Source organism: Yersinia rohdei ATCC 43380, from assembly GCF_000173775.1.
In the GTDB taxonomy this organism is placed as follows: Bacteria; Pseudomonadota; Gammaproteobacteria; order Enterobacterales; family Enterobacteriaceae; genus Yersinia; species Yersinia rohdei.
The window spans coordinates 183,080-196,649 of sequence record NZ_ACCD01000001.1; the positions used below are offsets into that span (position 1 = coordinate 183,080).

Sequence of the window (13,570 nt, forward strand, 5' to 3'; positions counted from 1 at the left end):
ATTCGGTAACTATTGGTAAGTTTTAGTTTATTGTAGGGCAAAGCTTGACACTAGCGCAAATGATATTGATAATCATTTTCATTTAAGAAAAGGGAACATCGCCATGTTAACTAAGCAAAAAATACCCTACCTGCACCCCATTAGCCGTTTTACACCACGTTTTTTACGTACCCTAACGCTGTTTATGCTTGTTGCAATTTCATCATTGCTCAGCACTGCGGCGATGGCAGAAAGCCAGCCTAATGACAGCAATAAAAAATTCAAAATTGTGACCACCTTCACTATTATTCAGGATATCGCGCAAAATATCGCCGGTGATGCTGCCGTGGTTGAGTCAATAACTAAACCTGGGGCAGAAATTCATGACTATCAACCTACGCCACGTGACATCGTCAAAGCACAGTCTGCAGACTTAATTCTCTGGAATGGCATGAATCTGGAGCGCTGGTTTGAACGCTTCTTCGAAAACATTAAAGATGTCCCTTCTGTCGTGTTGACTGATGGCATTACACCCTTACCTATCCGTGAAGGGCCTTATAAAGGAATTCCTAATCCACATGCCTGGATGTCCCCCTCAAATGCACTTGTCTACATTGAGAACATTCGCAAAGCACTGGTAGAGCACGACCCCGCGCATGCTGAAACCTATAACCGCAATGCCAAAGCCTATGCTGAAAAAATTGCCGCACTAGATGCCCCACTACGTGAACGTTTATCCCGGATCCCAGCAGAGCAGCGCTGGCTGGTGACCAGTGAAGGCGCATTCAGTTATCTGGCAAAAGATTATGGTTTTAAAGAAGTGTATTTATGGCCAATAAATGCTGAGGAACAAGGTTCCCCGCAACAAGTCCGTCGTGTTATTGATACTATCCGCGCCAATAAAATCCCGGTGATATTCAGCGAGAGCACTATTTCGGATAAGCCCGCCAAACAAGTCAGCAAAGAAACCGGGGCACAATATGGTGGAGTGTTATATGTTGATTCCTTATCAAATGAAAAAGGGCCGGTTCCCACCTATATCGACCTGATTAACACCACAGTACAAACTATCGCGAAAGGATTTGGTCAATGAGCCATGCTGTTTTTGTCCGCCCGGAGCTGATGGTGGATAATGTCACTGTCACCTATAACAATGGGCATACTGCTATTTATGACGCCACATTTTCCCTGACTGGCGGCACTATCTGCGCGCTGGTTGGTGTCAATGGCAGCGGTAAATCTACCCTGTTTAAAAGTATTATGGGCTTGGTCAAACCCAGTGTGGGCAAAGTAGAGCTGAGTAATAAGCCGATTAGCCACGCGCTGAAACAAAATACTATTGCCTACGTCCCGCAAACAGAAGATGTGGACTGGAACTTCCCAGTGTTAGTCGAAGACGTCGTGATGATGGGCCGCTACGGGAAAATGAATTTCCTCCGCATCCCAAGCCGCGAAGATAAAGCCATTGTGGATAAAGCGATTGAAAGAGTCGGTTTGACGGCATTACGATCACGCCAAATAGGCGAACTTTCTGGCGGGCAGAAAAAACGGGTGTTTCTGGCCCGCGCACTGGCCCAACAAGGTTCAGTATTGCTCTTGGATGAGCCATTCACTGGGGTAGACGTCAAAACAGAAAATGCCATTATTGATTTATTGCGCGCGCTGCGTGATGAAGGCCATCTGATTTTGGTTTCAACACATAACCTTGGCAGTGTGCCGGAATTCTGTGACCACGTTATCCTAATTAATCAGACGGTGTTAGCTGCCGGGCCAACCGAAACCACCTTCACCCAAAAAAATCTGGAAATGACCTTTGGTGGTGTTCTGCGCCATATCAATCTGTCCGGCACCACACTGCATGACGACAATGACCCGCGCACGGTGACGGTCATCACCGATGATGAGCGCCCTGCGGTATTTTATGGTCACACCAAAAATGATCCCCCGGCCCAGAGCCAGTCGAAGGAGAAGAATCCCTGATGCTGGAAATCCTACTGCAACCCTTTAATTACAATTATATGGTCAAGGCCATTTGGGTCAGCGCGATTGTTGGTGCGGTCTGCGCATTTTTATCAGCTTATCTGATGCTGAAAGGCTGGTCATTGATGGGCGATGCGCTATCGCACTCCGTCGTCCCTGGGGTTGCCGGTGCTTATGCCCTTGGCTTGCCCTATGCCGCTGGCGCATTCTTTACCGGCATGCTCGCCGCATTAGCCATGACACTGGTTCGCCATATCACCCGCCTGCGCGAAGATGCCATTATCGGTTTTATTTTCTCGACGTTTTTTGCCGTCGGTCTGTTAATTGTTTCCCTCAATCCAACCTCAGTAAATGTGCAGTCGATTATTTTCGGCAACATCTTAGGCATAGCGGATGAAGACGTCTTGCAGGTAGAAATCATTATTCTGGTTTCTTTTGTGATTTTATGTCTGATTTGGAAGGACTTACTGGCGGTATTTTTTGATGAAAGCCATGCGATGTCGATAGGGCTGTCGCCCTTACGACTAAAAATCCTGTTCTTCACCCTGTTAAGCGCCTGCACTGTGGCAGCCTTGCAGACGGTCGGCGCAATTTTGGTGATTGCAATGGTGGTGACGCCAGGTGCAACCGCCTATTTACTCACTGACCGCTTCGGCCGTCTACTGATAATAGCTATCGCCATCGGCGCGTTTACCAGTGCCTTTGGTGCTTATCTCAGTTTCTATCTCGATGGTGCCACTGGCGGGGTAATTGTGACATTGCAAACGCTGGTATTCCTATTGGCCTTTCTCTTCGCCCCTAAACACGGCTTACTGGCAACCCGTTATCAAACTCGCCAAAAACGCCGCCACCCGGCAACGCCGCATCCGGAGGATAATGTATGAATACATTTTTCAGCCTGATCAGTGAACCCTTTGCCTATCCCTTTATGCAGCGGGCTATTATCGCCGCCATAGTGACCGGTGTGGTCTGCGCCATCTTATCTTGCTATCTGGTGCTAAAAGGCTGGTCACTGATGGGGGATGCTATCTCTCATGCGGTATTACCCGGCATTGTATTGGCTTTTTGGCTCGGTATTCCATTGGTTATCGGTGCTTTTATCTCAGGGATTTTCTGCGCAGTTGCCACTGGCTATTTAAAAGAAAACAGTCGGGTCAAAGAAGATACGGTGATGGGCATTGTGTTCTCCGGTATGTTCGCCTTTGGACTGGTGCTGTTTTCTCGTATGGATACAGACCAACATCTTAGCCATATTTTATTCGGTAATATGCTGGGTATTTCACTGGCCGAGCTGAAACAAACTTTATGGATCGCCGGATTCACACTGCTGGTGGTGCTACTAAAACGCAAAGACTTTATGCTCTACTGCTTTGACCCAAACCATGCCCGCGTGATTGGCTTACCGGTTAAGTTATTGCACTACGGTTTACTGTGCCTGTTGGCCCTGACTATCGTGGCCTCATTGCAGGCGGTAGGGGTTATTTTAGTTATTGCCATGCTGATAGCACCCGGAATTATCGCCTTTTTGGTGTGCCGCAGCTTTGACCAAATGTTGCTTGTGGCCACACTGGTTTCCGTCACTGCCTGTGTGTTAGGCACCTTGATAAGTTTCCATATTGATGGAGCCACTGGCCCCTGTATTGTTATCATTCAGGCATTATTCTTTGTCGTTGCTCTGATTTATAACCATATAAAACCCGTAAAAAGTCACCCAATAGCGGCTAAAACCCAGGATATTGGCACTGAAAACACGTCAAAGGGCAACCTGCTATAATCAATTAGAGTTGCTGTATCTGATAAATTTAAAAATATAAAACTGCTGATGACGTTGATTGAAGAGGTAATGTGCCGCAGGGGCCTCTATTTCTTAAAATAATAAGTGCTGTAAGCAGCCAGAGCGCCCATAGATGCAGTTGCCCAGACTGACTCGGAGCTGAAAACGCCGGTTTGTCATCAACCTCAGATGGGGATATTTATAAGCCGTAATGTATATTTGCTTTACGGCTTATTTATCACCTCATGTTTTCCTTGGGCTATTTCACACACTGCTAATTGGCGTTATAGAAAATATGTGCAAAATTGGGGTCAGAATTTGGCTTTTATTTGATCCGGCACGGGTATGCTCATGTATCAGCGCTTGTCCTTCACAGGATAAAGACGCTAACCTAATGATTGAGATCCAAAGAAACTCGAATTTACAGGTAGGTAGCTAATAGGGGGTGAGTCATGTGGCAAGCTGTGAATCGTCTGTTAGGTGAGTATCTCGGCCCGGCTGAAATTCGGGAAAGAACTGAATTACCCGGCGGTGACATTCACGAAGCCTGGCGTCTCAGTTATGGTGAAACTGAGGTTTTCGTCAAATGTGATACCCGTGAGATGCTGCCCATATTTACCGCCGAGGCAGATCAACTCTCTTTATTGGCCCGCAGTAACACAGTTCAGGTGCCCGAAGTTTATGGGGTCGGCAGTGATCGTGATTACAGTTTTCTGCTACTTGAATATATCCCCCTAAAACCACTCGATGCCCATAATGCCTATTGTTTGGGGCAACAATTAGCTCATTTACATCAATGGAGTGAGCAACTGCAATTCGGGCTGGATTTTGATAATGATTTAGCCACCACTGTGCAGCCTAATAGTTGGCAGCGCCGCTGGGCGCAATTCTTTGCGGAACAGCGCATTGGCTGGCAATTACAATTGGCCGCTGAAAAAGGCATGTCATTTGGTGATATTGATCAGATAACTCATTTCGTCCACGACCGCTTACAAAACCACCAGCCGCAGCCGTCTTTATTACATGGCGATTTATGGCCCGCTAACTGTGCTGCCAGTGCCAATGGGCCAGTTATTTTTGATCCCGCCTGCTATTGGGGTGACCGGGAATGCGACCTTTCCATGCTCCCCCTCTACCCCACCTTACCGGCTCAGATCTATGACGGTTACCAAAGTGTCTGGCCTCTCCCCGCCGGATTTATTGAGCGCCAACCTATTTACCAACTTTATTACTTATTGAATCTAAGCAATTTATTTGGTGGGCAACATTGGATAAATGCACAAAAAGCCGTTGATAAACTGTTACACCCAGAGCGATTTTAATCGGCTCAATCGCGATAACCGTCAATCGATATAGCCGTCAATCGATATAGCATTAACCGCCCCCTAAGAATTGGTGAGCCCACTTTTAGGGGGCTTTTTTATGTCTGTTTTTTATGATTATTTCGGTCAATACCCCTCATTTTCTCTAAAAAAAGCATGAGCAAAATCCCATTTTAACTGCATTTCCACTGTCCAATAATGACAGCTAACCCTGTTCTTTTTTGCTCGCGACAACCCCCACTAAAAAGCGCTTACTTAAATAAAATCAAAAGCCTTTATTGAGGAATATTCACTCTCCTTGATAGGAATTCTATTGCTAATTATTGGGAATAAAACACATGGTGGATATTCGCGAGTGGGAAAAACTGGCTAATAAAGAGCTCAGTAGACGCGGTAAAAATATTGAAGATTTAGTCACTAAAACACCGGAAGGCATTACGATAAAACCACTGTATACCGCCAGTGACCTTGATGGACTTGAGGTAACCGGCACCCTTCCCGGTATTGCCCCTTATGTCAGAGGGCCTCGCGCCACGATGTATGCCGCCCAGCCCTGGACTATTCGTCAATATGCTGGTTTTTCAACTGCAAAAGAATCAAATGCGTTTTATCGCAAAAATCTGGCTGCCGGGCAAAAAGGCCTGTCGGTGGCATTTGATCTTGCGACACATCGTGGCTATGACTCAGATAACCCACGGGTTTCTGGTGATGTAGGTAAAGCGGGCGTGGCAATTGATAGCGTCGAGGATATGAAAGTCTTGTTCGACCAAATCCCGCTGGACAAAATGTCGGTTTCTATGACGATGAATGGTGCAGTATTGCCGATTATGGCGTTTTATATTGTGGCGGCGCAAGAACAAGGTGTCGCGCCCGCCCTGCTGACCGGCACTATTCAAAACGACATCCTAAAAGAATATCTCTGCCGTAATACCTATATCTATCCGCCCAAACCCTCCATGCGCATTATTTCAGACATCATCGCCTGGAGCTCTCAGCATATGCCGCGTTTTAACACCATTAGCATCAGCGGCTATCACATGGGTGAAGCCGGCGCTAACTGTGTGCAACAAGTCGCCTTTACCCTCGCGGATGGTATTGAGTACATCAAAGCCGCGCTCAATGCCGGTTTAAATATTGATGATTTTGCCCCGCGCCTGTCCTTCTTCTTTGGTATTGGCATGGATTTATTTATGAATATCGCCATGTTGCGCGCCGCCCGCTATCTCTGGAGTGAGGCGGTGAGCGAATTTGGGGCCACTGACCCTAAATCATTGGCGCTGCGCACCCACTGCCAAACCTCGGGTTGGAGTCTGACGGAGCAAGACCCTTACAACAATATTATTCGCACCACCATCGAAGCACTCGGTGCCACCCTAGGCGGAACACAGTCTTTACATACCAATGCCTTTGATGAAGCGCTCGGTCTGCCGACTGATTTTTCGGCGCGCATTGCGCGTAACACCCAGATTATCATTCAGGAAGAGTCTGAAATATGTCGCACTATTGACCCACTGGCGGGTTCTTATTTTGTCGAGTCTCTCACAGATCAAATGGTCAAACAGGCCAGAGCCATCATCAAACAAATTGATGAGGTGGGCGGAATGGCCAAAGCGATTGAAGTCGGGCTACCTAAACGCATGATTGAAGAAGCCTCTGCCGGTGAGCAATCCCTTATTGACCAAGGGAAGCGCGTCATTGTTGGGGTCAACAAATACCAACTAGCACAAGAAGCCGACACCCCAGTACTGGAAATTGACAACATTAAAGTGCGCAATGAACAAATTGCTCAATTGACGCAAATGCGGGCGACGCGGGATAACAAAGCGGTGCAGCAAGCATTGGTTAATCTGCGCCATGCCGCCGGGCATCAGGGCAACTTACTGGAAGCGGCCATTCAAGCAGCCCGCCTTCGGGCAACATTGGGCGAAATTTCCGATGCCATAGAAATAGAATTTGATCGCTATCTGGTACCCAGTGAATGTGTCACTGGCGTCATTGCCCACAGTTACCACCAAAGTGAAAACCACGCCCGAGAGTTTGACCAACTACTGGCTCAAACTCAGCATTTCCTGACAGAAAATGGCCGTCGCCCTCGAATTCTGATTGCAAAAATGGGTCAGGATGGTCATGACCGAGGTGCCAAGGTGATTGCCAGCGCCTATTCCGACCTCGGTTTTGATGTTGATCTCAGCCCCATGTTCTCTACGCCGGATGAAATTGCCCGTCTGGCGGTGGAAAACGATGTCCATGTTATCGGCGCGTCATCACTTGCGGCCGGCCACAAAACCCTGATTCCTGAATTGATTAACGCCTTGAGCCGATACCAACGCCAGGATATCTGCGTGGTCGCAGGCGGGGTTATTCCCCCCCAAGATTACGCCTTTTTACGCGAGCACGGGGTTGCCGCCATTTACGGGCCGGGTACCCCAATGCTAACCAGCGTGCGTGACGTGTTACAACTCATCAGTCACCACCATGATTAATAACAGCAATCTTGACGATTATATTCGTCGGTTGCGCCAAGGCGAACGCGCGGCCTTGGCGCAAGCCATGACCTTGGTCGAAAGCAGCCTCCCCCAGCATCAGCCATTAAGTGCCCGCCTGCTGGATGGCATTATCCCCTACACCGGGCAGGCCAAACGCCTGGGGATCACCGGCACACCGGGGGCGGGGAAAAGCACTTTTCTTGCCGTGCTGGGAGAAGAACTGTTATCGCAAGGACATAAAGTGGCGGTCATTGCCATCGACCCAAGCAGCCCCGTCAGCGGCGGTAGCATCTTGGGCGATAAAACGCGCATGCTGAATTTGTCTCGCGCCGATCATGCCTTTGTCCGCCCCGTCCCCTCACGCGGCCATCTTGGAGGGGCAAGCCAACGCACCAGAGAGCTCATTTTACTGTGTGAAGCCGCAGGCTATGACATTGTTATCATTGAAACCGTCGGTGTTGGGCAATCTGAAACCGCCGTCGCCGCGATGGTGGATTGCTTTATCTCATTGCAAATTGCCGGTGCGGGCGATGACTTACAAGGCATCAAGAAAGGCATTATGGAAATGGCAGATTTTATCATCATCAATAAAGATGATGGCGAAAATCACCGCAATGTCGAGATTGCTCGCCATATGTATCACAGTGCGCTGCATATTATCCGCCGAAAATACCCCCAATGGCAGCCGCGCGTGCTCACCTGTAGCGCCCTTGAAAAGCACGGTATTGGCGAGGTATGGCAAGCCGTACAACACTTTTTGCACCTCATGAGCCAAAGTGGGCAATTAGCCACTTTGCGCCAGCAACAAAATTTAGCCTGGGTTCGCCAGCAAATCGAAACCAATGCCCTCACCGCGTTATTTGCTCGGGCAGATGTTCGCCAGCATTGCCAGCAGATTGAAGCGCAATTACATCAAAATCACATTTCACCACGGGCGGGGATCTGCGCCGTAACCCAATTTATTACACAAAAAGTCTTCAAATAAAGGGAATAAACCATGTCTTATCAGTATGTCAAAGTATTGATTGCCAATCGGGTTGGCATTATTGAGTTCAACCACGCGCGCAAACTTAATGCATTAAGCAAAGTATTTATGGATGACTTAATGCAGGCCTTGCATGACCTCAATAACACCGATATTCGTTGCATTATTTTGCGCGCGGCGGAAGGTTCAAAAGTATTCTCAGCCGGCCATGATATTCACGAGTTACCTACCGGCCGACGGGACCCGCTGTCCTACGATGACCCACTGCGCCAAATCACGCGCGTCATCCAAAAATATCCTAAGCCAATCATTTCAATGGTGGAAGGTAGCGTTTGGGGTGGAGCATTCGAGATGATTATGAGTTCCGATATCATTATTGCCTGTAGCAATTCAACCTTCTCAATGACACCGGTAAATCTGGGCGTTCCTTATAACTTAGTGGGGATCCACAACCTTATTCGTGATGCCGGATTCCATATTGTGAAAGAATTGATTTTCACCGCCGCCCCCATCACCGCCCAGCGCGCCCTGTCCGTTGGCATTCTCAATCATGTAGTTGAACCCGCAGAACTGGAAGACTTCACCCTCAAACTGGCACATGTTATTGCCCAAAAAGCCCCTTTAGCTATTGCCGTCATTAAAGAGGAACTTCGCGTATTGGGTGAGGCCCACACCATGAATTCGGATGAATTTGAGCGCATCCAAGGTATGCGGCGGGCAGTCTACGACAGTGCCGACTACCAAGAAGGCATGAGTGCATTTATGGAAAAACGCAAACCAAACTTTCTGGGACATTAACCCTGCTCAGATAAAGGATTTCTCTATGAAAAAGTCATTTTGTATCATGAACGCGGATACTGCCGCTGAGTGTATTGAGCATGGGAATATGGTGGTATTCAGTGGTTTCACCCCTGCGGGGGCACCGAAAGTGCTTCCGAGTGCCATTGCAAGGCGCGCCACCGCACATCACCAACAGCAAAAAGCATTTCAAATCCGCTTACTGACCGGCGCATCCATTAGTGCCCAGGCGGATGATGAATTAGCCCAAGCTGATGCACTGGCCTGGCGGGCTCCGTATCAAACCGCCTCGTTATTGCGCGAAAAAATCAACCAAGGGGTCGTCAGCTTTGTTGACCTGCATCTCAGTGAAGTGGCACAAATGGTCAACTATGGTTTCTTTGGCGATATTGACGTGGCCGTGATTGAAGCCTCTGCAATAACCGCCGATGGGAAAGTCTACCTCACCAGCGGCATTGGCAATTCGCCCATTTTCTTGCAAAAAGCGAAAAAAATCATCATTGAATTAAATCATTATCACAGCCCACGGGTTGCCGAACTGGCCGATATCGTAATGCTGGGCGCACCGCCACGACGCAATATCCTGCCGATATTCCATACCTTGGATAAAGTTGGCCAGCCTTATGTACAGGTCGATCCCAGCAAAATTATTGGCATAGTAGAAACCGAATTACCGGATGCCAGTAACAGCCTTGATCGCGAAAACCCATTATGCGAACAAATTGCTGACAACGTGGTTAACTTCTTGCTAAATGAGCTCAAATTAGGCCGCATTCCACCCGAATTTCTCCCATTACAAAGTGGCGTGGGCAACATCAATAATGCCGTGATGAAGCGCCTGGGTGAAAACCCCCATATCCCAGCCTTTATGATGTATTCCGAGGTGTTGCAGGAATCCGTCGTGCCGCTGATAGAAACGGGAAAAGTTCTGGGTGTTAGCGCCTCCAGCTTGACGATTTCGCCCGCATCATTAAAAAAAATCTATGACAATATGGATTTCTTCGCGAGCAGAATTGTACTGCGCCCACAGGAGATTTCTAACCACCCGGAAATCATTCGCCGCTTAGGTGTCATTGCGCTCAATGTTGGGTTGGAATTTGATATTTACGGCCATGCTAATTCCACCCATGTTGCGGGCACAGAACTGCTCAACGGCATTGGCGGCAGCGCAGATTTTGAGCGCAATGCCTATTTATCTATCTTTATGGCCCCTTCTATCGTCAAGGGGGGCAAAGTCTCCACCATTGTGCCGATGTGCACTCATGTTGATCACAGCGAACACAGCGTAAAAGTGATTGTCACTGAACAAGGTGTGGCCGATTTACGTGGCTTATCGCCGATGCAACGCGCCAACGCAATTATTAATAACTGCGCGCATCCAATGTATCGTGATTATCTGCATCAATATCTGGCGCAGGCCAAAGGGGGACATTTGCACCATAATCTGGCACAAGCTTTTCAGTTACATCAAAACCTGTTCGAGTCTGGCTCGATGTTGGTGCCCTAATCGCCATTACGGTCACTATGGATATAGCCCATGACGCGTTCAATATGGTGATTATTTTTGAGTGAATAAAGATACTCGCGCATATACATGGGCTGATTTGGCGCATCAAAATATTTCAGCTTCGCCGGATTCACCAACCGATAAGCAAACTGCGGAACCACTGTCAGAAATTGCCCCTGCTCGACGGCGCTAATTTTCGCCATAAAACTGTAAGGCCGATAAATAATGGTCGGATTAATACCAATCGCGCGAAAATGTGCATCTAATATGGATTCAAAATTAGCCCGATTTTGAAAACGCATTTGTAACCACGGCAGAGTATTTAATAATTCCAAGGCCTGACAATTTTCAAAACGCCTCGATACTAAAAAACCCAGTCGCAATGCGGGCAATTCCGTGGTCTGTACGCTATCAATATGTGTTACTCGCGGCGAGGCTTGCTGCAACGAGATAATAAAATCCACACGGTGATCCAGTAAGTCATCAATAACCGCATTTTCACTAAACTCAAAAGGTTGTGCGGTCACTCCATCAAACTTATCACTGAGGCTAAATAATTGATCAAAAATTATCGTGGGATAGGTGTTATCGATACCAATTACAATATTTTTCTGCCGATGGGACAAAGAGATAATGGTGTTATCAATGGCCGATAACCGTTGATAAATAGGGAATAATTCCTGATAAAGCTCCTGCCCGGCTTTGTTTAAACTGATGTTTTTCTCATTCCGAGTAAAAAGCGAATACCCGACCAATTCCTCCAAAGCTGCAATACTTTTACCAAAAGGTGAAGCGGTCATGTGTAATTTTTCAGCGGCTTTTGCCATGCTGTTTGTTTGGGCCAGAATAATAAAATTACGCATTTTCTTAGAGATAAAAACGTTCATTATGTTGCTGATATAACAAAGAGAAGAGACTCACAGCATAAGGGAATTAGGCAGGCAAAATTGTGAGTGCAAGACGAGAATGGCATTCCAGTTACCAGAAAAGTCTTTCAAGAGGTTAATGAAGTTAGATATCAAAGAAATAGGCAATAAAAAGGCCCTAAAATTCGGGCCAATTCATTGTTCTGTCGCTATGAACAGATTCGGAGTTTTATCAAGTAACTGTGTTACCCCTGAGCCATCAGCCCCAATAGCTTAATGACAAAATAGGCGACCCCCGCTATCACTAATGGCAGAATATATAAGGTAAAAAACTGCAAAAAGATGGTGTGATGCGGTAAGACTATCTTTTCTTCCAACTGTTCCCGGCTGCGGCCTTCACTGCCTTTCGCCTGTTCTAAAATCAGTTGGTCTTCAATACCCTCACGAATATGCCGCACTTGCCGAGACATACGCGCCCCCGAGGCCTGTAATGACAAACCAACAAATATCAGCATATAAATGATAAAGAACATAATGTTAGATGCCGAAAAACCCTGTTCGAAATCAGGTACCGGCGAGTTATACCAAAAGATATCCAAAAACGTGGTATTGAAACGGATCATGTCGGTCATGACGTGGATAAAATCCAATATAACCGCATTCACCCCGGTGCTTTTTTGACTATATTGATAGGCAAAATTGATAATTGAAATCAATGTTGACAGCAGTGCTGGAATAAAAACGAGCCACCCGGCTATCCGTTTGATAACAGCGACACGCCCAGCCTGTTGATAGGTCATGACTTCTCCTTGTAAATACCACCACTTATGTGGCCTTAGTTTACCCGTTAGGTGCCATTTTTGTGCAAGATTTTTGCTTTTACTCTTTTGATAAACTCAGATTAAAGCCTAGCTCATCTCGCGGAATATCATTAAGTTAATAAATTAAATTGTCAGCGTAACAAAGAATCATCTTCTCCCCGTTCAATCATTACGAACCAATGATAAAGTAGTAAACCCGTAGCGAGACACCAACAGGAGTGATGCTAAATGGCGACCCCTAACAAAATTAAGGCCGCAATTTTCGATATGGACGGCTTGCTGATTGATTCAGAGCCTTTATGGTTACAGGCCGAGCTGGATATTTTTAAATCACTGGGGCTGGATACCACCTCTCGCGATACCTTGCCCGACACTCTGGGTTTGCGCATCGATTTAGTGGTAAAAATGTGGTATCAGGCGATGCCCTGGCAAGGGCCGAGTCAGGCCGATGTATGCAAACTGATTATTGCCAGAGCAATAGAATTGGTTGAGGAGACGCGCCCGGTGCTACCGGGGGTCGAATATGCATTGGCACTGTGCCGCCAGCAAGGACTGAAAATTGGCCTGGCTTCTGCCTCGCCGCTACATATGCAAAAACGCGTGCTGGCGATGCTGAATATTGAAAAATATTTTGACCGCCTGGTGTCAGCAGAATACCTGCCCTACAGCAAACCGCATCCTGAAGTCTATTTAAATGCAGCGGCGGACTTGGGTGTTGACCCATTGCAATGTGTCACTTTAGAAGATTCAATAAACGGGATGATTGCCACCAAAGCAGCCCGGATGCGCTCTATTGTTATTCCATCCGCAGAGTATCGCGCTGATCCGCGCTGGGCGCTGGCCGATATTCAATTAGCATCACTGGAACAACTGCGCCCAGAGGATATTTCGTAACTTTGGCGGTGGCTCACTCAGGATTTTCGCTGGCACTATTTTCACGAAGATAAATGTTTGCTCGAGGATAAATGTTTGCTCGAGGATAAATGTTTTCACGAAGATAAATGTTTTCGCGAGGATAAATGAGTAGCCTGACAATTCAGGCGGCTGAGGCT

At 47.3% G+C, this 13,570-nt stretch carries 12 protein-coding genes; 10 read left to right on the forward strand and 2 right to left on the reverse strand.

Features of this window, described 5'->3' with window-relative positions:
• Positions 1-103 precede the first annotated feature (103 nt).
• From yfeA to scpC, 9 genes are all read left to right on the forward strand, one after another.
• Entirely contained in the window at positions 104-1,072 is a 969-nt protein-coding gene (gene yfeA / locus YROHD0001_RS16240) for an iron/manganese ABC transporter substrate-binding protein YfeA (RefSeq protein ID WP_004713032.1), read from the forward strand.
• Positions 1,069-1,959, forward strand: a complete 891-nt coding sequence (gene yfeB, locus YROHD0001_RS0117095) for an iron/manganese ABC transporter ATP-binding protein YfeB (RefSeq protein WP_032815891.1) — start codon at positions 1,069-1,071, stop codon at positions 1,957-1,959. The genes yfeA and yfeB overlap by 4 nt, the downstream gene beginning before the upstream one ends.
• On the forward strand, positions 1,959-2,843 hold the full coding sequence (gene yfeC, locus YROHD0001_RS16235) for an iron/manganese ABC transporter permease subunit YfeC (protein ID WP_004713033.1): 885 nt from the start codon (positions 1,959-1,961) through the stop codon (positions 2,841-2,843). Before yfeB ends, yfeC begins: the two co-directional genes overlap by 1 nt.
• The gene (gene yfeD / locus YROHD0001_RS16230) at positions 2,840-3,733 is read left to right on the forward strand and encodes an iron/manganese ABC transporter permease subunit YfeD (protein ID WP_032815893.1); all 894 of its coding nucleotides are present in this window, start codon (positions 2,840-2,842) and stop codon (positions 3,731-3,733) included. Before yfeC ends, yfeD begins: the two co-directional genes overlap by 4 nt.
• 452 nt (positions 3,734-4,185) lie before the next feature.
• Complete coding sequence (locus YROHD0001_RS16225) at positions 4,186-5,055, forward strand: fructosamine kinase family protein (RefSeq protein WP_004713035.1); 870 nt, start codon at positions 4,186-4,188, stop codon at positions 5,053-5,055.
• A 338-nt stretch (positions 5,056-5,393) separates the two neighbouring features.
• Complete coding sequence (scpA, locus tag YROHD0001_RS16220) at positions 5,394-7,538, forward strand: methylmalonyl-CoA mutase (protein WP_004713036.1); 2,145 nt, start codon at positions 5,394-5,396, stop codon at positions 7,536-7,538.
• Positions 7,531-8,526: a methylmalonyl Co-A mutase-associated GTPase MeaB gene (gene meaB / locus YROHD0001_RS16215; RefSeq protein WP_032815894.1), complete on the forward strand. Its 996-nt coding sequence runs from the start codon at positions 7,531-7,533 to the stop codon at positions 8,524-8,526. Before scpA ends, meaB begins: the two co-directional genes overlap by 8 nt.
• 12 nt (positions 8,527-8,538) lie before the next feature.
• Positions 8,539-9,324 carry a methylmalonyl-CoA decarboxylase gene (gene scpB / locus YROHD0001_RS16210; RefSeq protein WP_004713038.1) on the forward strand — a complete coding sequence of 262 codons (786 nt, stop codon included), beginning with the start codon at positions 8,539-8,541 and terminating at the stop codon, positions 9,322-9,324.
• Between the two features lie 25 nt (positions 9,325-9,349).
• A complete protein-coding gene (gene scpC / locus YROHD0001_RS16205) occupies positions 9,350-10,831 on the forward strand; it encodes a succinyl-CoA:acetate CoA-transferase ScpC (protein ID WP_032815895.1) in 1,482 nt (493 codons plus the stop codon).
• Here scpC and srsR read toward each other — a convergent pair.
• Complete coding sequence (srsR, locus tag YROHD0001_RS0117100) at positions 10,828-11,718, reverse strand: LysR family transcriptional regulator SrsR (protein WP_032815896.1); 891 nt, start codon at positions 11,716-11,718, stop codon at positions 10,828-10,830. The genes scpC and srsR overlap by 4 nt on opposite strands.
• Positions 11,719-11,942: 224 nt before the next feature.
• Entirely contained in the window at positions 11,943-12,497 is a 555-nt protein-coding gene (locus tag YROHD0001_RS16200; protein ID WP_004713040.1) for a YniB family protein, read from the reverse strand.
• Positions 12,498-12,746: 249 nt separating this feature from the next.
• Here YROHD0001_RS16200 and hxpB point away from each other — a divergent pair, with 249 nt between their 5' ends.
• A complete protein-coding gene (gene hxpB, locus YROHD0001_RS16195) occupies positions 12,747-13,412 on the forward strand; it encodes a hexitol phosphatase HxpB (RefSeq protein WP_004713041.1) in 666 nt (221 codons plus the stop codon).
• The last annotated feature ends 158 nt before the right edge of the window (positions 13,413-13,570 follow it).